The 22,521-nt window shown below is 56.1% G+C and carries 15 protein-coding genes; 5 read left to right on the top strand and 10 right to left on the bottom strand.

The window, feature by feature from the left end; translation table 11 throughout:
• Positions 1 to 2: 2 nt before the first annotated feature.
• The 8 genes from ABD890_RS01750 to ABD890_RS01715 form a co-directional block, all read right to left on the bottom strand.
• Entirely contained in the window at positions 3 to 1,943 is a 1,941-nt protein-coding gene (locus ABD890_RS01750) for a heavy metal translocating P-type ATPase (RefSeq protein ID WP_345085060.1), read from the bottom strand.
• Entirely contained in the window at positions 1,940 to 3,025 is a 1,086-nt protein-coding gene (hflK, locus tag ABD890_RS01745; RefSeq protein WP_345085057.1) for a protease modulator HflK, read from the bottom strand. Before hflK (ABD890_RS01745) ends, ABD890_RS01750 begins: the two co-directional genes overlap by 4 nt.
• The gene (hflC, locus tag ABD890_RS01740; RefSeq protein ID WP_345085054.1) at positions 3,022 to 4,050 is read right to left on the bottom strand and encodes a protease modulator HflC; all 1,029 of its coding nucleotides are present in this window, start codon (positions 4,048 to 4,050) and stop codon (positions 3,022 to 3,024) included. Before hflC ends, hflK (ABD890_RS01745) begins: the two co-directional genes overlap by 4 nt.
• 21 nt (positions 4,051 to 4,071) lie before the next feature.
• Positions 4,072 to 5,871, bottom strand: a complete 1,800-nt coding sequence (hflK, locus tag ABD890_RS01735) for a protease modulator HflK (protein WP_345085051.1) — start codon at positions 5,869 to 5,871, stop codon at positions 4,072 to 4,074.
• A complete protein-coding gene (locus ABD890_RS01730; RefSeq protein WP_345085048.1) occupies positions 5,868 to 7,442 on the bottom strand; it encodes a permease in 1,575 nt (524 codons plus the stop codon). The genes hflK (ABD890_RS01735) and ABD890_RS01730 overlap by 4 nt, the downstream gene beginning before the upstream one ends.
• Positions 7,443 to 7,445: 3 nt before the next feature.
• Positions 7,446 to 8,360 carry an AAA family ATPase gene (locus tag ABD890_RS01725; protein ID WP_373356957.1) on the bottom strand — a complete coding sequence of 305 codons (915 nt, stop codon included), beginning with the start codon at positions 8,358 to 8,360 and terminating at the stop codon, positions 7,446 to 7,448.
• A 62-nt stretch (positions 8,361 to 8,422) separates the two neighbouring features.
• A complete protein-coding gene (locus ABD890_RS01720) occupies positions 8,423 to 10,681 on the bottom strand; it encodes a transglutaminase-like domain-containing protein (RefSeq protein WP_345085043.1) in 2,259 nt (752 codons plus the stop codon).
• 28 nt (positions 10,682 to 10,709) lie between these two features.
• The gene (locus ABD890_RS01715; protein ID WP_345085040.1) at positions 10,710 to 11,966 is read right to left on the bottom strand and encodes a DUF58 domain-containing protein; all 1,257 of its coding nucleotides are present in this window, start codon (positions 11,964 to 11,966) and stop codon (positions 10,710 to 10,712) included.
• Between the two features lie 1,188 nt (positions 11,967 to 13,154).
• On the opposite strand from ABD890_RS01715, the gene ABD890_RS01710 reads away from it, so the two are divergent.
• The 5 genes from ABD890_RS01710 (at position 13,155) to ABD890_RS01690 (ending at position 18,785) form a co-directional block, all read left to right on the top strand.
• Positions 13,155 to 13,718, top strand: a complete 564-nt coding sequence (locus ABD890_RS01710; RefSeq protein WP_345085037.1) for a helix-turn-helix domain-containing protein — start codon at positions 13,155 to 13,157, stop codon at positions 13,716 to 13,718.
• Between the two features lie 290 nt (positions 13,719 to 14,008).
• Entirely contained in the window at positions 14,009 to 15,310 is a 1,302-nt protein-coding gene (locus ABD890_RS01705) for an alkaline phosphatase D family protein (protein WP_345085032.1), read from the top strand.
• 47 nt (positions 15,311 to 15,357) lie between these two features.
• Positions 15,358 to 16,563 carry a phosphonoacetaldehyde reductase gene (locus tag ABD890_RS01700; protein WP_345085029.1) on the top strand — a complete coding sequence of 402 codons (1,206 nt, stop codon included), beginning with the start codon at positions 15,358 to 15,360 and terminating at the stop codon, positions 16,561 to 16,563.
• 46 nt (positions 16,564 to 16,609) lie between these two features.
• Positions 16,610 to 17,425: a phosphonoacetaldehyde hydrolase gene (gene phnX / locus ABD890_RS01695; RefSeq protein WP_345085026.1), complete on the top strand. Its 816-nt coding sequence runs from the start codon at positions 16,610 to 16,612 to the stop codon at positions 17,423 to 17,425.
• 58 nt (positions 17,426 to 17,483) lie between these two features.
• Complete coding sequence (locus ABD890_RS01690; protein WP_345085023.1) at positions 17,484 to 18,785, top strand: DUF5690 family protein; 1,302 nt, start codon at positions 17,484 to 17,486, stop codon at positions 18,783 to 18,785.
• A 72-nt stretch (positions 18,786 to 18,857) separates the two neighbouring features.
• Here ABD890_RS01690 and ABD890_RS01685 read toward each other — a convergent pair whose 3' ends face one another.
• Both ABD890_RS01685 and ABD890_RS01680 read right to left on the bottom strand, forming a co-directional pair.
• The gene (locus tag ABD890_RS01685; protein WP_345085021.1) at positions 18,858 to 20,993 is read right to left on the bottom strand and encodes a hypothetical protein; all 2,136 of its coding nucleotides are present in this window, start codon (positions 20,991 to 20,993) and stop codon (positions 18,858 to 18,860) included.
• A gap of 158 nt (positions 20,994 to 21,151) precedes the next feature.
• On the bottom strand, positions 21,152 to 22,339 hold the full coding sequence (locus ABD890_RS01680) for an AraC family transcriptional regulator (RefSeq protein ID WP_345085018.1): 1,188 nt from the start codon (positions 22,337 to 22,339) through the stop codon (positions 21,152 to 21,154).
• Between the last annotated feature and the right edge of the window lie 182 nt (positions 22,340 to 22,521).

Genomic DNA, 22,521 nt, shown 5'->3' with positions numbered 1-22,521 from the left:
ACTCAGGATGAAATCGGTTGGCTAACGGGCTGCCATTTCCAGCGCAGGATCGCGGCACTGTTGATGATCACAAATGCTTCTCCAACATTCTGAAGAACCGCACCGGCGATGGGAGTAATCGTTCCGGCCGACGCCATCCCCAGCATCACCAGGGTAAGTCCCGCACCGATGAGCACGTTTCGGTGAATCGTTGTTTTCGTCTTAGCGGCTAGAACCATGGCCATGGGCAGTCGATCCAGTTGATGGGTCATCAGGACGATGTCGGCGCTGCGCATCGTGATGTCTGCCCCGCCGACGCCCATCGCCACACCGACATTTCCTGCGGCGAGTGCCGGGGCATCATTGATGCCGTCCCCCACAACCAAGACGTTGTAGCCCGCTTTCTTTTCCAACTCGACGACGTGTAATTTCTCGGAAGGGAGCACCTCGGAAACAATCTCGTCGACACCGACCTCTTGGCCGATCAGCTGGGCAACCGCCGTTCGGTCGCCTGTGAGTAGAACTGTACGTTCGACCCCCAGATCACGCAGTAACTGGATTACCTGCGACGAGTCGGCCCGGGCATGGTCGGAAAGACAGATGCATCCAAGCGGTCGTTTGGCCTGACCACAGTCCTCTGCGGCCCAAACCATGGGGCCAGAGTGGTCGACTGACTCCGTCTCGATTCCTTCCTGATTGAGCCAGCTTTCACGACCCAAGAGGATGACTCGCCCGTCGGGGTAGTGAATCCGAATGCCGAGCCCTGGGACTTCTTCAACCTCCTCGGCTTCAATGAACGACAGATCTTGCTGCTTACCATACCGGGCAATGGCCTTCGACACCGGATGTTGGTTGACGGAGACGCCAGGCAGAACGGCTTGGATAACCGCTATCTCTTCTCCGGAACATGGGACCACGCGACATACATCCAACTGCCCGGTGGTCACGGTCCCCGTCTTATCAAAGACAACACTATTGACCTCGCTGAGGGCCTCAAGGAAGCGAGCATTCTTTACGAGAATCCCATGCCGCGAGGCAACGGCTAGAGAAGCGACCATCGCCGCGGGACCTGCGATGAGAAACGGACCGGGACAACCCACCACCAGGACGGTGATCGCGCGCGTCACATCGTGCGTCAGAAAGAGAGTAATCCCAGCGATCATCAGGACCGCTAAGACAAAGTATTTGGCATACTGCTCTACCAAGCGAAGTACACGCGTCTTAGACCGCTCGGCTTCCTGAAACAGGTCCAGAACCTTGGCGAGCGTCGTGTCGTCGCCAGCCGACGTGACGCGTGCTCGGATCAATCCGTTCAAGTTCATGGAACCGGCGAACACTTTCGAGCCAGGGCTGACTTCTTCCGGAGTCGATTCGCCGGTGATTGAAGACTGGTCAATCGCCGCATGCCCATGCAAAACGACCGCGTCGGCCGGAATGCTTTCACCGGGAGCAATGATAATCGTATCGCCGATCTTCAGCTCTGAGGCCGCGATGGACACTTCTGTTCCATCTTCGGCAATTCTGCGGGCAAGGTTCGACTGCAACGCTTGAAGACCAGCAATTGCGGAATTAGCGCCGAGGATGCTACGCTCTTCAAGGAAAAATGCCACGCTCAATATCACCGGGACGATAACCGCGGTAGCAAAATCACCAATCGCGAATGCGGCCAGCGCCGCGATGCTTACCAATTGGGCGCTATAGTATTCTGGCGACTCGCGAAATAGTCCCCACAGTGCTTCCCATAGGATCGGAGCAAGCACCAGGAGCGCTGCCGCTGCCTGAAATGCGGCCCCCAGGGAAAGCTGCTCGGCAGGCATCCAGCGTTCAATCAGAATGCCAACCACAAGCAGCGACGCCGCGACCAAAGCCGTGCTGAAGCGAATGCTCATGCGCCACTTCTCGTACGCGGTAAGGCCAGCGTCGAGGTCGGTCTGGATTCTTTTCGCTACCGATACGGAACTCATGGGCTTTGCTCCTTGGTTGGTTCGTTGACAACAGAAGGAGACTTCTCCACAGAACTCTTCGGAGAGATGACAATCCGCGTCCCAGGGGCGACAAACTTGAGCCGTCCCACCGACTGCATAATCTGCTCCATTGATTCCAGGTAGAGACGCGACCAGACCAGTTCAGGATTGGCGAGATACTGGGTATAGACTTTGTCGAAGAGGGTGACTTCCTCGTCTGCTTTGGTAGTCACATCGGTCTGGAAGCGTGTTGCCTCGTTTACTAGCGTGTAGCGATCGGCCTCGGCTTGGGGAAGCGTGCGGGCCGCAAAGCCCTCGGCCTCGCGTTTTCGCGTTTCAATATGAATCTGTTCGCTTTGAACATTCTCGAATGCTTCCGCCAGTTGCGGCGTAGGAATGATTTCGCGGAATTCAACGGCACTGATCTCGATGCCGAGCCCAAGTAGATCGAGTCGCCTCTGAAGGCTCTCGCGAACCGAGATCGGCAGACGCTCGACTTCTTCCGTGCTAGAAGAACGCTGCAGACGCAGAGTATCCATCGCATTCCAACCGGCGATCGTCTGGACAATCGACGCTGCAGCTCCTTCCTTTAGAAGCCGTTCCGGCTGATCAGCTTGAAAGTGAAAGGCGATCGGATCGGAGATCCGATACTTCACACGAACGTTGGTCTGCAGAATGTGCTGATCGCCACAAAGCACGTAACCATCCCGAATGGGATCGAGGGCGGTTGTATTGCCACCACCAGAACTTAGTTTCAGTCGATCAATCGAAACTTCGCGTTCCTCTTTGACAGGAATGCGAATGACCTCATCGATAGGATAGGGCAACGCCAACAGAATGCCCGGTGGCTGAACCTGCTCTCCTGGTGTGTTGCCGACCAGCTTGCCAAAGCGAGTCAACAAGGCAACTTCGTTCGGTTGAACCATGGTGATGCCAGAGCACCAAAACAGAATCATCAGCAGTGCGGCGAGTAACCCAATGATCCGCATGCCGGCACCGACGCCTAAACCGATCTGCTCGGAACGTCGGGTGCGATTCTCTCTCGGTGGAGGTGGTGGCGAGAAGGTACGCTGATCGCTCATGGCTGCCTCTCCGTGGTTGCCTGGGTATTACTGAGAGGGAACGGAGCTGTCCGGTCTTCCGACGTTGTTGATAGCGAGGGTGGAGAGGCAGTTTGGGGTACCGGAGGCGGCTCCGTGAGCAGGTCCATGAACCCTTCGTTGGTTCGCAGGATAATCGTCGAGTCACTGCCAAGACTTCGCTTGAGGGCTTCCAGCGAACGCCAATACCGGTAGAACTCTGGATCTCGTAGATGGGCTTGGGCGTAGATCTCCGAAACTTTTTGCTCGGCGGCGGCACGAATGCGGCCTGCTTCCAATCGGCCGTCTCGCAGAATCTCTTCACTCCGCACGACGGCATCATCGCGAATCGCGTTGGCATCTTTCTCGCCCAGTGCTCGCAGCTGCTTCGCTGCGGCTTCCCGTTCGGCCTTCATTTGAGCTAGGACAGCCGAGACATTGGAAGACTCGTAGGCAATTCGATTGATCCCGATCTGAAGGATCTGAATGCCAAACTTTTCGAGAGCATCCTGCTGAACGTCTTGCAAAAGCTGCTGTTCGATGCGTTGGGTCTGTAGTTGAGCCGAGTCGGTTGAAACTAATGCGGACAGGTCGTAGCCTCCCATCCGAGTATTCTTGGCGGCGGTTACCATGCCATCGATCTTGGCCGACACGGCATCGACGCTTCCTGCGGATTGTAGAAACAGCAGTGGGTCGGCTACGTTCCATACCACATAGGTCGAGAGGACGACGTTGCGGCGATCGTGCGTCAACGTTGCCGTATAAGGCGTGTTGAAGACATGTTGCCGCAAGTCGACAACACGGGCATCTTCGACGGGCCAAGGAAGCTTGAAATAGGCCCCAGGTTGCATCAGTTGCCGAGTTGGCTTGCCGAAGCGAGTGACAACCACGGATGTCCCTTCCGATACCTGAACGTAGCAAGGATAGGCCACCAGCAGGATGAAGATCGAAAGGCCAAGGCCGATCCGCACCACTTTGGTCCAAAGTGGCGCCGCCTGAGTCGATTGATGTTCGATTGCGTTTTCCATGAGCAGTATTGAGCCGGCGAGTTATGGGGACGATGATTTGAGTGGTGGAATAATGGTTGGACTTAACTGGCTGTTCGAGTCGGTTACGAGAACATCCTGAAGCTGGGAGTCGATGACGTAGACCTGCCGGCCAGGCAGGGTTTTTTCGTAGGTGTCGAACCAAAGCCGCGTTCGATAGGTTTCGGGCGCCGCGTGATACGCCTTGCTGGCCTCGGCAAAGTGAGATGCTTCTTGGCCTGCCAGCCCGACCCGTTTGGCGGCAGCCTGTTTCGCGGACGCGACCAGGGCTGCGGATTCCTTTTCTGCCCCCAGGAGCTTGGCTTGAGCGTCGCCGCGTGCTTGAATGCCTCGCCGGGCGGCATCGCTCTCGGCATTGCTGACATCCAAGTAGGCATCGGCCGCCTCGACAGGCGGATGCAAACTTAGCAAGCTGACATCCACAATCTCGATCCCCAGTTGCATGTCCCGAGACTTCGCCGTCACCTTGTTCGCAATTCGCTGAGCAAATGCCTGGCGATCTTCGGTCAGCACCTGGTCGAGAGTCGCATTCTCCGTTTCTTCACGAAGTACTTGGTAGGCGACCGCCTCGAGCGCCTTGGCAGGGTCCGTGTGTCGAACGAGATAGTTCTTCAGTTGATCGACGGTGTTACCAACCTGGTAATAGATCTGGGCGTTGACGGCAACCAGTTCCGCTTGGGTCCCCAACACCAGGGCGAACTCATTGGCGTGAGGTTCGGTCCAGAGCATCGACCGCGGCTCGACAGCGACGACGGCCTTTTCATCCACCGGCTGCGAGAACCCAATTTGAAGTGTACGGATCTCGCCTACCGATACACGTCGCACACTCCCAAATGGCCAAGGATACTTGGTGTGCAATCCAGGCTGGAGCGGTTCCGATTGGACCTGTCCCAATACTTCCGAGAGTGCCAACTGATCAGGCTGTACGATCACAAGCGAAGTCGACAACCAGAATACGAGTATAGATACGAGCAAAGCTACCGGCGTTGCGCGGCGGAAGAATCGGATCGACCAGGACGAGCGAAGACTCAATCCAAAACGCCGCTCGGCAATCTGAAACAGCGTGTCGAGAGGATTTAGTGATGAGAGCAAGACTTCACGAAAGAGCGAGTCGAGGGGATCCGGCAACTCTCCGCGATCAGCACCGCTAAGGCGTTCCAACTGGAACCAGGCAATCAACAATCGCAGTACGCTCTCGCCAATTACGATGGCCAGATAGACATGAATAATGACGGCAAGCCACTGGGGGATACTCGCCAGCACGGTCGATGCCAACTGAGCTGCCGCAGCGAGGAACCACCCTACGCGAGCTTCGTGGAGTGCTAGTCGAATGGTTGCTAGATCGCTGGATGGCTGTTCGGAAATCCCCTGAGTCATCTTCCCCAACGCAGTCCACAGGCTTGCCATCAGCACAGCGAGAATCGCCGAGGTCGCAATCTCTTGCGGGGAGAGTGGACGAGCGACTTCGACTCGACCGACCAGCAGCGACATGATCACGCCAATCAATAGCACGAACAAAGGCCCAGCCGTGAATATCGTATGCAGCGACCAGGCTTCGATCGATTTGGTTTGGCCCGGCGAGGCTGATGCTTGAATGTCGATCAACCGACGAGTCGCCCACAACAGAACGACCGTCAACAGCAGTTGAATCCCCAGACCGCGAAACAGGGCCGACTCACTGTAGAATGCATAGCCAAAGGTCAATGCGGCACTGATGCCAACCATCCACAAAAGCTGACCGATCCAGGCACGAACCTCAGGGGAAGGTAAAGCGTGTGCGTCTTGCTCGGGAACATTACTCATGTCTTGCCTCCTAAGCAGACGACTCGGCACGATTGAAATTGATCGATCAATTCGGCTCCTCGTACTTTCACCTCAGCATCTGTCAATTCGGCCTGAGCGAACTGTTTTTGCGTTTTCCAAAGCAACTCTCGAAGGGCTCGGATTTCTGACGCCTGTTGGGAATTGGGAACGCCCATCCTCAGAACCCACCCAACCGGCATCCGTGCCGCAACCGTATCCCACTCGGCAAGTTTCTGTTGGGCAACATGCGTCTTGTTGGTTTTCACCGCGATCACTGCGTCGGCAGATACCTTTTTCATTTGCTCGAACGATTCCTCCACGCCAGGAAAGATGGAATACATCAGCATGATCATTCCGAACCCGGCCACGCCAATAAGCGACATGCCAACTTGTCCCGGCGTCAACTCGACATTCCAGCGACCAGTGGACGGTTTTGCCACGGCCTGCGGGATGGGATCCTCACGAAAGCGAAGCCTCCGGGACCGAACTACGATGCCCCACAACGCCAGAATTCCTAGTAGCGTCGTGCCGGCCTGCATGATCAGGTCGGTATGGTTCAGTTGTTGACTTAACGCTAAAGAGAACTGGTCGAAGGTCGCATGGTAGGGGCGGGCCAGTGTATCGAGGCCATGTGTTTCTTCTTCTTCACCAGGGGCCGGTGGGAACACGGAGTAAGATCCATAGCTGACGGTCGTCGCCAAAACGAGTGTCACTAAGAGCAGTGCCAGCGTACGCTGGATTCCCCAAACGGAACGCATCGCCAGCACGGTGCCCCCACACCACGCAACACCAAGTAATTGCAGAACGATGGCACACGCAAATGCGAGATGTGTGGAATGAATGGCAGACACCGCCATGGTGAACGTGATGGGTGTCACCATCTGCGGCCCGGTCAACGTTATCGTTTCCAAAGGGCCAGTCGTATTCTGATACGAAAAGATCTTCTCAAACGCTCCCGATGGAATCAGGCCGACAACCAGGCCCGAGATAATCATTCCGAGCAAGATGTAGGCGATCGACCACCCGGTCACGATTTGCCCAGCCGCGATGGCAACGTTCCAGAGTCTGGTTGTGCCGTTGGTTACCTCGGGAAGAGAACTTGGTTGACTGTTTTGGGGCTCTTCGGAGAACCGCCCGGCAACCTCGGCGACGACGACGGCGTATACGCAAGCAACGAGCAGAAATACACCGCATTGCCAGATTGGCAATACGCTGATCGCGTAGAGGATCGACAAGGGGTTGAGCAGTGGTGCAACCAGCCACAACACAGCCAAGTCGCGGCGTGGCATTCCCCCATCAGAAAGTTCTTTCGCGATTGGAATAACTCCGAGCGCACACACCGGCACACATAGACACGCTGCCAGCAGACGAAACGTTCGCTCCAGGCTGCCTGCCGGTCCTAGCCATTTCTGAACGACGTTGTAGCCACCGCTGACGCGAATAGCCGCCGCGCCAAGGATTCCGATGAGAATCGTGGCGGACGACTCCACAAGAATTCGGACCGTCGTTATCAGCAGCGTGACTACCGACTGTTCGACCGAGAATGTCTGCCAGAAATCACCGAATGACATGAATCAACCCCGCGTCACCGGAACAGGAACGGTACGCAACATCTCTTCAATGAGTTCCGCGGAATCATCGAATTCACCCGACAAGCGGACACTCAGCACGGGGTGCGCCATCTCTTGAATGTCGTCCGGGGTGACGAAGTCGCGGCCATTCAGGTGAGCCCAAGCCTGGGCCACTCGCTGCAACGTCAATAATCCACGGGGACTGACGCCCAGCGTCACTTCGCTACGGTTGCGGGTGAACTCGGCTAGTTCAACCATGTACCGAAGTAAGTTCGTTTCGATATGCACCTGGGAAACATGGTTTTGAAGTTTGTGCAATTGCCTGGGTGTAAGTACGGCCTCCACATCTGCCCGCTCTCGATCGCCACGATGGATGTTGGAGGCCAACATCTCAATTTCGTTCTCTTTAGCGGGGTAGCCAATGCTCAGCCGCATCGCGAAACGGTCGAGCTGGGCCTCTGGCAAGGGATAGGCCCCATGACTGTCGACCGGGTTTTGGGTGGCGATCACGAAGAACGATTCCGACAGGCGGTGACAATGCTTGTCGATGGTCACCTGCCGCTCCGCCATCGCTTCAAACAGCGAAGATTGCGTACGCGGCGTGGCGCGATTAATTTCGTCGGCGAGCAGTACGTCGGAAAAGACCGGCCCTGGGACGAACTCGAACTCGCGCGACTTCTGGTTGAACATGTTGAATCCAGTCACGTCGCTGGGCATCAAGTCTGGCGTGCACTGCACACGAGCAAAGTCACCTCCGATGGCCGTCGAGAGTGCCTTGGCCAGGGTGGTCTTTCCCAACCCCGGCAGGTCTTCCAGCAGGATGTGCCCCCGAGCCAATACGCAGGCAATCACTTTCTCCACGACGTCTTGCTTTCCCTTCAGGGTCTGATTTAACGCCTGGCGAATGCCGTCGATCATCGGCTGAAATTCGCACTCTCCTTCAGGTACGAGAACTTGCAAATCATTTTCGGACACAGTTTTCACGATAGCTCCTTGGAAGCGGATGCTGGACTTTTCGGGGGAGGCGAGTGAACAAACGTGGTGAATGCTTCGTTGCAAACACGATCGATTTCGTAATGGGAAAATGGACAACGTAACGTCGGTGAATAGAGCGCCCAATTCGTGGCAGCGACAAAATCCTGCGAGATCGGTTGGCAGCACTCTTGAATCCAACGGGCAAAGGGCTTTCCTGGCGGACGACGGTGTCCCTGAATCCTCGCTCGCCACTGTAATAAACGCGCCGTCCAGAGGATTCGATTTCGATCACTACCAAACCGGGCATACCGATTGGCCAGGCGAAGAACGACATCCGCCAGACTTGCGAACGCCAGATAGACAATGACAACGAGGCTGGCGGCAACGGTCAGTGCTATCCAATTGCTGACGCACCACTTGAATACAGCCGTGCAGGCAGCCTGAAGTCGCTGCCAAGGAGTGAGCCTCGGTGCTAACAGTTCGTATCCAGGGGTGGGTTCAAGGGGATGCCATACTTTTCCATCCCAGGAGACTTCCACCCAGAAGTGAACGTCTTCCTTCCCGACCGGAGTTTGCCAGGTTCCAGCATCAAAGTACTGTGGATCCGCATAGAATCCACTCACCACGCGCGACGTGTACCCCAATTCACGTAGAAGAAGAGAAGCGGCCGTAGCAAAGAGATAGTCAGGCCCCTGCTTCGTATCGAAAAGAAACGTCTCGACGGGGAACTCGACATCTTCACTCAGTTGGCTATCGGATGCATGTGTGTAGTCGCTTCGAAGATGATCTCGCACCGCAGAGATCTGCTGCCATCCAGGCTCCAGCCCGGCGGTTATCTGGTGCGCAAGCTCACGAATTCGTGGAACCGAAGTCTCCTGATCTGGAAGCGAGATGCTTGTCTGAAGTTTGCTGGTCGCGTAGTCGCCGAGCAGGGTTGGCGTACTAACAAGGAACGACTGTACCCGCATGACCGTAAGCTGCGGAATGAAGTCCACGGTTATCCGAGGATGCCCATCGACGGCCAGGCCAAACATATCCTCTCGATCGACATCTTTGATCTGAAAGCGTGCCAGACGCGGAGGGGACGGAATGCGATCTGTCTTTAGATTGATGAACTTCAGCAGATGCTCTTCGGTCGAATGGAGGTGTTCGTCCGACAAGGGGCACGAGACATTGTACCATGGCACTCCATCCTCCTTGATCAACTTGATAGGAGGCTCATCGTGACTATCGGCTGCTTGTAGGTTAACGCCATCGAATTGATCATAGATCGTCGTCCGCAAATGCAGTGGCACGCGTCCTTTCACATAGAACAGTGCCGGCGACTTCTTGTCATCGAGGGACTTCTGCCGCCGAGCCTCATTCTTGCGCAGCAGGCTAAAATCGTTTCCCTTCGATTTGGTCGTCGCAACGCGCGAGTGGCGATGCTCCAACTTCGATGGGGGAAGGCTGACTGCCTTTTGGAGTGTTTTCTGCTTGATCACCGGAGCGTCGTAGGTGTCATCGAACACGTCAAATAAGCTCGGCATCTTCGATTCGAGAAAGACTTCGCTTTCGGTCGGACCGAAGCTCATGGCATCTTTGGTACCTTGAACTAAGTCATCCCCGTCGCCAACACCACCTTGAGATCGCACGTCAGAAACTCGGTTCCCTCCGGAACTGGGCATGAATCCAGCCAGGGCCCGTGTCGCGTGGTTCGTACCGGCGATACCAATTGCACCTGCCGCCAGCAAAACGGCCAGACAGAAAGCGAGCCCGACGGCGCCACGAGGAATTTCCGACTTCGTTCCCTCCGGAAACCTTCCAGAGATACGATCCCAGTACGAGGTCACGAGCCAACCCACGCCGAGCACGGCGTAAACAATTCCACAGATCGTCACTGACCAGCAAACACTCATGAAGACGCTAAACGCCATTAGGGCCAGGCTCGTCAGAGTAGCCAAATTGGCAATCCGCCTCTCCGATCGAAACGGCAGAGACGCAATCATGAGGTTGCGCAGCGCGAGGGAAACCTGACCCTCGAACAGTTGTCCTGATCGAGGAAACACCTGGTAGAGAACTTGTTCCAGCACGAAGTGACCGGCGACCACGGCAACCAGTAACCCCATCACCCGTGTGTCACGTAGCGGCTCAGTTGGCGATAGGTAACGGCCACACAGCCAAGCAGCCGCAGCGACAATCGCGACTTCCAACCACTGCCCCCAGAACCCAAGTTCACCATGGCTAATTGCCAACTGCATGCCCAAGGCAGCAGTCAGCACCATCGCGAGATGAATTCTTTGGGTGAATTTATCAGCTACCACACCAAGCCTCCCGTCCTTTCATGGCCCACTGCGAAAGCAACTGGCGAGGCGCGTTGTCATGGTCTTCAACACAAATCCAAGGCTTCACAGGAGCCAATACCGCCTGCCTCTCACAAGCGTCTTTCGCCGCACGAAAACCATCGCTTCGAAGCACGATTGTCCGTTTAGTTGGCTTCTCGGATTGGCTGAGGTCGGTAGAAATGGAAATCGACCAGTCGCACCCATTGCCAGCCCTTCGCATGGTTGCTGGCTCTTGGGTTGGCTTGAGACGAGCCAAGCGATCCATGGTCCGATGCATGCTGGCCTGGGCGCCGGTCATCTGCTCTTCGTGTGTTCCAAAATCCAGCACGACGACGTTGTGCTGTTGAACGAGTTCGGTCGCAATACTCGCCGCAATGCGGATCGCCCACTCGAAGGTGCTATCGGGCCCGAATCCTTGATGCGAACTGCGATCAAGATCGACATAGATGCGTGCCCGAGTTTGAGCGGAACCTTGTCGCTCCGATACGATGAACCGACCATGTCGGGCAGTCAGCGACCAGTGAATGGTGCGGAGTGAATCTCCCTGCTGAAACGGTCGAACGCCGGTGCGTTCTCCTTCCTGGCCGGTCCGCTGATCGCTGGGGGAGGTTACGCTGCGATGGTTGCCTTGTGGTAGTGGAAAGTTCGACAGGCGATACGTCTTCGGCCAGACCGTCAGCTCCTGCTGGACCTTCACGGGTCGCTTGGCTTTCCATAGTCCAAAGGGGAATTCAGTAACAATCCTCGGAGCAGCCTGTGGGTAGACGCCACGCTGGAGTGGTTGAAACCGCCAGATAAACTCGCATCGCGACCAACCAGGAATGCGGGCTAGCGCCACTGCGGCGTCGCTCGCCGTGTCCTCAACAAAGAAGCCATTTTCGATCGCTAGTCCCCACACGGGGATAGGCCAACGATTGACGATTTCGACAATCACTTCTGCCTTCTCCCCCTCGCGGCAACGACGCGTGCGGAACTTCAATTCGCACGCAACGCCTCGCAACCCAACCCACGGCCACACAACGCCCAGCCCAACAACGGCCAGAATCGTCAGTAGTAGCACGTATCCCTGCGGTGTTACGAAGATCCCCATGGCCAGTGCCACAGCAGCCAAGGCCAACAAAATGCCGATCGGCGTCTTCAGCCAATAGACGTACTTGTTCGCCCATGGAGTGTAGTCACTGGTCAGCCAGGCCCAACGGCTGGCAGACGTTTGAGTGTTACTCATCCTAGAAATTCCTAAGGAGTTGGCGTACAGAGCTTGCGGACCAGCGCAGACTCCGGTGTCTCCGATATCTACGAAGAACGGTGGCGCAACCGCTTCGCCTGTCTATGCGAAGAGGTTCTCTGGAATTTGCTTACCTTCAGAGAGATCGAACTAGAATTCCACGAGCAACAGGCGCATCCCGCTGGGACGGATCGCTAGGGAGTTCTCCGTTCAATCCACATGAAAAGATCAGATGCCTGGCCGGGAAACGCATCGCGCGCATGTTTCATCCCAGTTGAAGGATCATCTGCTACAGAGGCTAAGAGGTAGGCGGTCCGCGGGGGGCCGGCACGCCCCAAAGACGCCAATTCTGCTGGGACGCCTCGCAAAGATAGAACTGTCCGCTGAAAACCTCTGTCGAAGTTTCCGGAGAATCGATCAACAGCGTCCCATGGTGCAGTACTGCGATGATTTCGCACAGCACGCAGTGATGCTCAACGCTCCATTGCTGGCCGCTCAAATCCGCTACAGACTCAACAGGCGGCACTATGGCAGATGCGTGGCTATGATGGCCATGATCGTGACCATGGCCGCAATGAGAATGCTTGTGGGCATGTTCTGAGGCATAGCTATGGGAATGACAGCAATGGTGATCGTGGTGCCCCAACCCAGGAATTGCATGCAGCAGCTGTGCTCCGCCGGACCCAAACAGGATCACAGCAAGGCAAAGCCATGCAGCACACTTTCGGATTGAGAGAACTCGCTTCACAACACTTGTCCAAACCGGTCGCCGCTAATCTGACCGAACCTCGTGGAATTTTGCTTCAAGGGGGGCCAGTCGTCAATCGTTGTTACCATGGCGTTGGCGAAATTCACGCACTCCTCACAACGCCCTAGACTGGAATTCATTGTTCAGCCGCATCTACACCATTTCATGCAAGTATAGTCCCCCGAGTCCTCTAAAGGCAACAAATACGCTCCTGCAAATATCTTGCAACACGGAAAATTCTTAGAAACAGGCGATACTTCAGGCAGAAGAGTGCCAAGCATCAAGAAACGAGGGTTCAATAGTGGCAAAACCTGAATCGACAGATGGCTGACCCGCTGTTTTAAGGAATGGCTACGAAGTGGAAGAACATTTCGTGAATAGCAAAAAGCTGTTCCTATCAGGCAGGTTGCGGCTACAAACCCGGAGAATATAATACCGCGATGAACTTGGTCGAACTGGCAGAACGAATCCGATCTCTCCGCATTGACCAGCGTCTAACGCTGGAAGAAGTCGCTTCGCGCACCGGTCTGACCCGGAGTTGGCTGTCCAAGGTCGAGAACTTTCGTGTGACTCCCTCGCTCCCGGCATTGGCGGAAATCGCGAAGGCACTCGGAGTTACGACTTCCAAGCTGGTCGAAGGACTGGACGAGAAGCCATCGCTGACCATGGTTCGGAAAAACGAGCGAAAAGTGGTCGAGCGTGACCAGTCCGATGCGAATACCTCGATCTACGAGTCGCTCGCCCACCGGCGGAAATCGCGTTCGATGGATCCCTTTTTAATCACCATTCCCCCAGGGGTGGCGCGCGAAGAAGCTCTGCCTCACCTGGGCGAAGAGTTCTTGCTCGTCCAAAACGGCAACGTCGACTTCGAGTACGACGGCGATCTCTACAAGCTTCAAGCAGGCGACAGTCTCTATTTCGATGCCAGCGTGCCGCATCGGCTGTTGAACACCTATAAGCGACCGGCGGTCGTTCTGTGCATCTTCCAGTCGCCGCAAGCCTAGGCGGCAACTTGCCACCTGCGTGGCGAGCTTCTAACTGCGTCACTGCCCCGGAATCCCCACTGCATAGGGAACTGAGAGCCCACGGTCTGCGCGAAAAGAAACTGTTCTTCACATTGACTTAATATCCCGTTTGTTGACTGCTAGGCAACTTTCAGCCAGAATGAGGAAACAGTTGACAGGCATCGTCGCGGCTTGATGGATCAGTTGCAGTGTCTGTCGACATTCGTCCTTCGAGACCTACCGTCTGATGCCCAGGCATGGGCCCCGCCTTTTTCGACAGGAACTCGCGAATGTCTCACCACCTCGACCGCCGCTCGATGCTCGCTGTGTCCGCGGCGTCGCTTCTCGCACAGCCCGCACTTGCCGCCCCTGTAGTGTCTCCTTCCGAGATCGCCGGACCGATGGTTGGTCACACGACCACAACGTCCAGCCAGCTTTGGCTGCGACCTGGCAAAGCGGGAAGCTTTGTTTTGAAGGTGGAAGGCTCTGCGAACTTTGGCACTAAAACGATCCTGGCCGAAGCCAATGCCGATGAAGACTTTTGCGTGAAGTGGAACGTCCCAGGCCTATCGCCAGCAACGCGTTATCAATACAGCATCACCGGCCCCGATGGCGAGACGTACTCGGATGACCAGTGCTACTTCACTACCAGTCCCGAGCCCACAAAGCCTGGCAAGGTGTGCCTGGCATTCGGTTCATGTGCCAGCAACAATCCATCGAAGCTTTGGAAGCAAATGGAGGATCAAGGGGCAGGGGCACTGGTCCTGCTTGGCGACACACCTTACATCGACACAACGAAGCTCGACGTTGCCCGCGGTAAGCATCGTCAATTTCTGCAGGTCCCAGAGTTGGCTGCGATGATTCGTCATACGCCAACCTGGGGAACGTGGGACGATCACGACTTCGGCCGGAATGACTCCGATGGTCGCTTGAAGGGCAAAGAGAATACTCGCAAAGCATTCGTCGAATATCGGGCCCTTCGGGAGTTCGGTCACGATCAATCAGGAATCTATACGAAGTTCGAGTATGGGCCGGTCGATGTGTTCCTGCTGGACACGCGATGGTTTGCTCGAACCGAAAAGTCGTTTGCCGATCCTTCGCAGCTAACGCTCCTGGGCAAAGAGCAGTGGAAATGGCTGCAAGAGTCACTTCTCGCTTCCACCGCTCCGTTCAAATTGTTGACGTGTGGCATGATTTGGGATGACAAAGAGAGCGGTGAATCGGATGATTGGGGAACGTATACGCACGAGCGTGACGCGGTTTATCAGTTCATTGCGGACAACAAACTCGCTGGGGTCGTGCTGATCGGAGGCGATATCCACTGTTCGCGACTGCTGAAATACAAGACCGAACAAACGATCGGCTATCCGATGCACCAGTTTATTGTTTCACCAATCCACGATCGCGTCATCCCAGCCTTGAATGTGCCTCACCCTGATCTGGTTCGTGGGGAAGCGATTCCGCATGTCTGGATGCGACTGGAAGTCGACACAACGCAGTCGCCCGCCAAGCTGCATGCCGAGTGGGTCCAGATGGATGATCAGCCGATGTGGGATATCACCCTGACCGCCGACGAATTGACACCTGCTTAAAGTCAACGATGCTACATCTGGCGTTTCGCAACGAAGGATCCCCAGGATTGAACGATCGAGGAATAACTCCGAGCACCATCTTTGGCGAAGGAGCGTTATCCGAACTGCCGAAGATTTGTGAGACACTTCGTGCCAGGCACTTGCTGCTGGTGGTCGACGAGATCGCCTATCGCCTTTCCGGAGCGGCCGATGCCCTGCGGCAGTTTCTGCCACCGGACGCCGTGACGCTTTTTACGGATTTCGAGCCGAACCCGAAGCTTGAAGATGTCATGCGTGGCGTCGAGAAGTGCCGTTCCGTAAAACCTGATCTTGTGGTGGCTCTGGGTGGAGGAACCGCCATCGATCTGGCGAAGATGATCGGATCAATGGCTTTGCAGGAGGAGTCTCCCCGCGACATCGCCGTGAAGGGACTTCCTCTTCAACGTGGAACGTTGCCCCTGATCGCGATTCCGACCACGGCTGGCACCGGTAGCGAGGCCACGCACTTCGCTGTGGTTTATGTCGATGGCGAGAAGTACTCGGTCGCCGACCCTTGCCTTTTGCCGGCGTTCGCGTTGATCGATCCCCAACTGACTTACAGCCTTCCACCAACGATGACTGCCGCGACAGGGCTCGATACGTTCTGTCAGGCAATCGAATCGATCTGGGCGGTTGGTGCGACATCTGAATCGATCGAGTTCGCCAAAGAGGCTGCGCAGCTTGCCTTGCGATATCTGCCGGAGGCGACCCATCGCCCAACCCCGGAAGCGCGTCGAGCGATGTGCTGTGCCTCGAATCTCGCCGGTCAGGCCATCAACATCAGCAAAACGACCTTGCCGCATGCGATTTCGTACAGCATCACCGCCGACTATGGATTGCCGCACGGTGCGGCTGTCGCCACCACGTTAAGCAGCGTGATGGCGTTCAACTTTGGTGTCTCGGCTCGCGATTGCGCCGATCGACGTGGCTTGGCTTACGTTCAAAAGCAGCTTGACTTGATCTTAGAGATCCTCGAAGTCCCTAGCGTCGATCTGGCCTGCCAGCGGATTGAATCGTTTGTCGATTCGCTCGGCTGCAGCGCCACACCATTCGCGGCCGGTATCACGTCAGACGAAAGTCTGAACCTGCTTGCCAGCCGTGTGAATACCGATCGTCTTTCCAATAACCCGCGAGCGGCCAGTCATGACGATCTTGTCTCGATGCTGAAAGTTCGCACTAACTTATCGCCGATGCCTCGCCCTCTAGGTGTGGCTCCCCGCGCGACAAGCCTCTGAATGTTTCCCATTTCGACATGCCCTGTGGCACCTGTAAAGATTTGCTATGACCGATTCGACTGACCAAATTCAACTCGCCATCTTTGACTGGGCCGGAACCACGATCGACTTCGGTTCGTGTGCCCCGGCTGCCGCCTTCCGCAAAGTGTTTGCCGCCCATGGTGTCGAAGCGTCCGATCATGCAGCCCGGGCGCCCATGGGTCTCAACAAACGCGAGCACCTTGTCCGGATGTTGCAAACCGAAACCATCGCCCAGCAGTGGCTTGCCGCCAACGGCAAGGCCTGGACCGAGGACGACGTTTCGCGACTCTACGAAGAGTTCATCCCCTACCAGCTTCAGGCGATTGAAGAGAGCTCGAAATTGGTACCAGGACTGAATGAAGTCGTCCAACACCTCCGCCAGCACAACATTCGTATCGGCGGTACGACCGGTTACTTCAAAGCGGCCGCGGAAGCGACCGCCGCCGCGGCTCGCGAGCAAGGCTTTGTGCCCGATGCCAACATCTGTGCGGATGATGTTCCAGAAGGTCGACCTGCTCCTTGGATGATTTATGAAGTGATGAAGCAACTGACGATCTATCCGGCTCGCTGCGTCGTGAAGATTGGTGATACGGTCGCCGACATCGAAGCGGGGCACAACGCTGGTTGCTGGACCGTGGGTGTCTGCGACAGCAGCAGTAGTACCGGTCTCTCCTACGAAGACTTTCAGCAACAGACGGCCGCAGAGCAGCAGGAACGAATCGCCTCGACCATGCGGGTCTTCAAGGATGTCGGAAGCCATTTCACGATCGGTTCCCTCGAAGAGCTTCCCGTTGTAATTCAGAAGATCAATCAACGGATGGCACAAGGCGAGCGTCCTTAGTCCACCTCACTTTCAACACGTACCTACCTGGTTAATCCCCCAAACGAATCGTATCCCGATGAACTCGTTCGACGCCACGCCGAAGCCTTCGTCAACCAAGTCCGATCTGTTCTGGGGTGTGTGGGCCGTGGTGGCTGCCTTCGGCACATACTTTTGCATGTATGGCTTTCGCAAGCCATTCACCGTCGCCGAATACGCCGACAGCTTTTTCGTCGGGATCGACTATAAGACGATCGCGGTCTCGACCCAGGTGATCGGCTATACGCTGTCGAAGTTCATCGGCATCAAGACGATCTCGGAGATGCCGCCCCGATTGCGAGCAACGGCCCTGTTGGGGTTGATAATCTTCGCCGAGATGGCCTTGGCGCTTTTCGGCTTGTTGCCACGACCATGGAATGTCGCAGGCCTCTTCCTGAATGGACTATCACTGGGAATGGTCTTTGGGCTCGTCTTGGGATTTCTGGAAGGACGCCGCCTGACCGAGGCCCTGGTCGCCGGGCTATGCACCAGCTTCATAATTTCGGATGGCGTAACCAAGTCGGTCGGAGCGTGGCTATTGGATCAAGGCGTTCAAGAAGATTGGATGCCGGTGACAGCCGGCTTGTTCTTCTGTCTGCCACTGTGCCTCTTCGTGGCGATGTTGACGCTGATCCCTGCGCCGAGCGAACAAGACGTAAGCGCTCGGTCAGCACGCGACTCGATGACGGCTCAGGACCGGAGAAACTTGTTCCTGCGGTACGCACCCGGGCTCTCGATCCTGGTGGGCGTTTACCTTTTGACGACTGTGATGCGAAGCATTCGCGCCGATTTCGCTCCCGAGCTTTGGCAGGGACTCGGCTACGAGGTCGACCCGTTACTATTTACCCGTTCGGAGATGCTGGTTGCCATTGGCGTGACGGTGGTGAACGGCCTGGCGGTTTGTATTGGCGACAACCGACTTGCCTTTTTCCGTTCGCTGGGTATCTGTGGTCTCGGTTTCATCGCGGTGGCGATCGCACTAATCGCTCAGCAGTTCGATGCCATCGGTCCTTTCTCGTTCATGGTCCTGATTGGATTTGGTCTGTATGTTCCCTACGTGGCGATTCATACGACGGTGTTTGAACGCCTGCTTGCGATGACTCGTGAAAAAGGGAACCTCGGCTTCCTGGTGTATCTGGCAGATGCTTTCGGCTACCTTGGCTTTGTCGTGGTGATGTTTACGCGACATCTTATCGTCGAACGATCGAACTTTCTGGACTACTTTCTCGGCTTCAGTTGGCTGGCAGTCATCCTCTCGTTAGTTGGTCTGCTTGCGGCATCACGTTACTTCGCCTATCGCCAGAACGCTTCTGTCGCCGTTCCGTTGGTTGAGCACACCTAACGAAAAAGGCAGGCCCGATTGATTCGAGCCTGCCGTGTACAACGTTTCGATTCGTGACAGAAACCTGAGCATCTATCGCCAGTTCAGCACGCGAAACAATCCTTTTCGGTCGTGATACCGCTTCGGCAACGACAACAAATAGTCGCGGAAGATGCTCAGAACGATCGCCACCACAAAGAAAGCGCCGCCGCCGATCATCATATAGACCGCAACACCTTGCAGTTGCTCTGGCAGTCGGATGTAGACCACCAACGTTGCCAGGTACAACACCATCGCCGTGGCACCGGTGATCGTAGTGGCCCGCAGGCGAAGCAGGATCCCGCTCCCCAGCAGCAATAACCCAATCGATAGCGTCCCGATGTCGTGAACCATTCGCCATGCGCTATCGCCGTCGTAGTAGCCCAATCGCTGGCCCACCAATCCGATGAGCACCGGGGCGACCAGAAACATACTGCCGAACATCATCGTAACCGTGATCCAATCTTCGCGCTGGTCACGTTCCCGAGCCCATCCAATGTGGCTCGTCATCAGCAAAATTGCACCGACCGCCATCAGCAACAATTCTAGCTTCTGCCAGATCAACAGATCCAAGCCGAAGGCGACCAGCACCACGGCGCTGGCAGCTTGAGCGATCCCCAGCACAGCATACCATTGCCGCATTGGACGATTCGAGGTTGTCAAACGAGCGACCAAGGTCACAGCTAATAGTCCCAGGCTGACTGCCATTGTCGAGGCCATCAGTCCATCGCCCGCCATGCGATTCAAGGAAAGCAAGATCCCTGCCACGCCTGCGACGCCAATCACAAAGTGGCCAACCTGGTTGATCGGATTGCTTTGAGAGGCTTGCTCCTGGTTCGACGTATCAGAGAACTCGGCGAACTTGCCAGCCAACAATGCGATGAAACCAGTCAGTCCGAACATTGCTACGACAAGCTCTTCGCTAATCGAAACCGGCAAGAAGCTGACCGCAATCGCCTCGGCCCACAACAGCGTGACGAATGCTCCGGCGATCCATGCCAGGTTACGCTGGACCAGGGCGTAGGAGTAACCATAAAGGTAGGTCGCTACCAGCATCAAACCGACGGCCAGCAGTTTCAACTGCGTGCTATTTGCGAGCGTTGGCAATTCGAAAGGTAAAGGTTGACGCCAGGTTTCAAAATATATGTCGCTCAGCAATCCATCGTAGGTCCAAGCACAAAGATTCCAGCTCAGCATCACCAGCAGACCGCCCATCAAGACGACATGCCCAGCACGAAAGAAGGCCTGACCAAACTCTTCGCGGGTGAAGGGGCCTTCTCCCTTCGGGAAGGCACGTTCAGCATGGATCGCCAACGCCCCGATCACAATCAGTAGCGTGGAAGTCGCGGCACCTTGCCAGAATTTCCCGACGCTCTGATCGCCGAGAATCATAAGCCCAGTCAACGTCACGCCGCCAATCAAGGCATACACGAACATTCGATCGCGAATCAGTAGTGCGCAGAGACCATAGAGTCCAACGATCACCAGCGCCGGAACCCACAGGTGGCCTCCTTCATTCAGCACGATCAACCCCTGGTAGTCGTAGAACCATAGATGCAGCGGCATCATTAAACAGGCCAAGAGGCAAAGCCCGCGCCCCGCCAGTTCCAACTTCGTTCCTTTCAGGAACCACGCTCCAGTCGCCAAAATTGCCAGATTGACAACACCGCCGCAGATCGCCACGGTCAGTGGATTATCGAAGAAGCCTTGCGTTGCCAGCCAGATTACCAGCCCCACCATCAACACACTCGCCCCCAACATCATCAGATATTGGAGGCTACGGGGGTCAAGGATCGTATCCAGCAAATTGCCCGGCGATGGCTCTGCCGCGATTGGGGCGGCCGCCTCGGCGGTCACTGGCGATTCCATTTGTTCGTTCAGAAGCATACCGATTCGACGGTTTTCGGCGCGCAAGCTGGCGACCGACTCTTCGGACAGGCGACCAGCTTCAATGTGTCGCCCAAGCTCATGTTCGAGAAACGCCCGATATCGCCAATGCTGGCCAGATCCCGAGGGTGGTTCGTTATCTTTGGGTTCCCGTAGCCATGGACAACGTTCCACTTCGCCTTCAATGCGACTTTCCCAGTCGTCGTAGTAGGCCGCCACAGGCGCTTCGAGTTGGCAATCCTTTAGATTTTGCCGGACGAATTGGATCGCCTGGCGGAGATCTTGTTGATGGTCAGAAGACATAACCGGTTTCCTAAGCTGGTAGGCGTGGTGGTTCGGATCAACCGTGGGGGGAGAGTAGGGGAATACTTCCGGCAGAAAGCCATCCCCTTACAACCAACGCGTAGAAAACGGGCAACCAGGTTAAGTGGTCGTGTTAGAAAGTGTCCCGCAGAGAAGAACTACTCGGCACGTAGTGTTTTCCGGAAGTCGCGCGGCGTCTCGCCAAACTTCTTCCGGAAGGCAATCCCGAATCGGGTCGCATTGCTGAAACCGGCCCGAGCGGCGACTTCCGCAATCGAAAGTTCCTGATCGAGCAGCAGTTCCTTTGCACGCTCTAATTGAACGCGACGTATCTCCTCGGCCGGAGTCCGGCCAAGCGTGTTCCGAAATTGGATTTCCAGGCTCCGTCTCGAGAGGGGGACTTCCCGTAGGATGTCCTCGACCCCGATTCCCTGGGCAGTGTTGGCCTGGATAAAACGCAGGGCACGAACGATCATCGCGTCGTCGATCGCCAGAAAGTCGGTAGATTGCCGACTGATGACACCTTGCGGTGGGATCATAATCGGCTGCTGTGGCGCCGCCTCTCCTTCTAACATGGCGTGCAGCATGGCAGCTGCCTCGTAGCCAATCTTTTCACTCGCCACCGAAACGGAAGAGAGCGGGGGATACGACACTTCGCAAAGCAGCTCGTCCGAATCACCGGCTAGAATCGCAAACTCATCGGGCACTCGAATCGAAGAAAAATGGCACACCTCAGCCAATTGCCGGGCATGATAGGCATCGACCGCGAAGATGGCGATCGGCCGGGGAAGCGAGTTCAGCCAACGCGTCACCCGGCGCTGCTGTTCCCCCCACGACATCTTGCGTCCTGCCCGGTACCCAGGACGGTAGTTATCGCATCGGTAGCCCCGCTCAAGCACCGCCTGCTGAAAGGCTTCCCCTCGGCGTGTTGAATAACGATGACTTGGCGGCGCGAAGTAAGCGAACTGCGTGAATCCACGAGCCAATAGATGATCGAGCGCGAATTCGGCCCGGGCATCTTCATCGGTGTTCACCCGACCAATTCCCGTGATCGATTCGTACACGTCGTCGACATCAACCGCTGGCAATCGACGACGTCGAATTTGTTCGACTTGCTGCCGCGACGATAACCGGGCAATCACCCCTTTTCCTTGCCACCCGTCCGGTAGCGCGGGCCGTTGCTCGTTGTCGCGTGGATCAATCAGCAAATGCCACGACGCATGCTTCTGGGCATATTTAGCGATGCCGCGGATGACTTCACGCCCCCAACTGGTTTCGGTTTCCACCAGCACGGCGATCGATTCCATCGGCAACGTGGCTTCGGGTTGGGTTACGGTGATCGGCATACGAGACGACTAAGGGTTAACACGTAGAATCAGACCCTTTATCTTACCTTCGACATCGTTCAAATTTGCGCATATACGATAGTTTTTTTCATTTTTGCACCGACGTCATAGCGAGGGGGCTTTCGTGCGCCTGGCAGGGCAGTAAGCTGGAACATCATCAGAGTCGGCGGCCCGTGCGGGGA

Source organism: Bremerella cremea, from assembly GCF_039541315.1.
Taxonomy (GTDB): domain Bacteria; phylum Planctomycetota; class Planctomycetia; order Pirellulales; family Pirellulaceae; genus Bremerella; species Bremerella cremea.
This window is presented reverse-complemented; position numbering and strand designations above follow the sequence as displayed.

What these genes read in the sequence shown, in the direction of transcription:
- ABD890_RS01685 (WP_345085021.1), bottom strand. Translation starts at nt 20,993, where the DNA reads ATGTCTTCTGACCATCAACAAGATCTCCGCCAGGCGATCCAATTCGTC.
- ABD890_RS01710 (WP_345085037.1), top strand. Translation starts at nt 13,155, where the DNA reads ATGAACTTGGTCGAACTGGCAGAACGAATCCGATCTCTCCGCATTGAC.
- hflK (WP_345085057.1), bottom strand. Translation starts at nt 3,025, where the DNA reads ATGAGCGATCAGCGTACCTTCTCGCCACCACCTCCACCGAGAGAGAAT.
- ABD890_RS01690 (WP_345085023.1), top strand. Translation starts at nt 17,484, where the DNA reads ATGAACTCGTTCGACGCCACGCCGAAGCCTTCGTCAACCAAGTCCGAT.
- hflC (WP_345085054.1), bottom strand. Translation starts at nt 4,050, where the DNA reads ATGGAAAACGCAATCGAACATCAATCGACTCAGGCGGCGCCACTTTGG.
- ABD890_RS01750 (WP_345085060.1), bottom strand. Translation starts at nt 1,943, where the DNA reads ATGAGTTCCGTATCGGTAGCGAAAAGAATCCAGACCGACCTCGACGCT.
- ABD890_RS01730 (WP_345085048.1), bottom strand. Translation starts at nt 7,442, where the DNA reads ATGTCATTCGGTGATTTCTGGCAGACATTCTCGGTCGAACAGTCGGTA.
- ABD890_RS01720 (WP_345085043.1), bottom strand. Translation starts at nt 10,681, where the DNA reads ATGGTGCTGACTGCTGCCTTGGGCATGCAGTTGGCAATTAGCCATGGT.
- ABD890_RS01715 (WP_345085040.1), bottom strand. Translation starts at nt 11,966, where the DNA reads ATGAGTAACACTCAAACGTCTGCCAGCCGTTGGGCCTGGCTGACCAGT.
- ABD890_RS01680 (WP_345085018.1), bottom strand. Translation starts at nt 22,339, where the DNA reads ATGCCGATCACCGTAACCCAACCCGAAGCCACGTTGCCGATGGAATCG.
- ABD890_RS01725 (WP_373356957.1), bottom strand. Translation starts at nt 8,360, where the DNA reads ATGATCGACGGCATTCGCCAGGCGTTAAATCAGACCCTGAAGGGAAAG.
- ABD890_RS01705 (WP_345085032.1), top strand. Translation starts at nt 14,009, where the DNA reads ATGTCTCACCACCTCGACCGCCGCTCGATGCTCGCTGTGTCCGCGGCG.
- hflK (WP_345085051.1), bottom strand. Translation starts at nt 5,871, where the DNA reads ATGAGTAATGTTCCCGAGCAAGACGCACACGCTTTACCTTCCCCTGAG.
- phnX (WP_345085026.1), top strand. Translation starts at nt 16,610, where the DNA reads ATGACCGATTCGACTGACCAAATTCAACTCGCCATCTTTGACTGGGCC.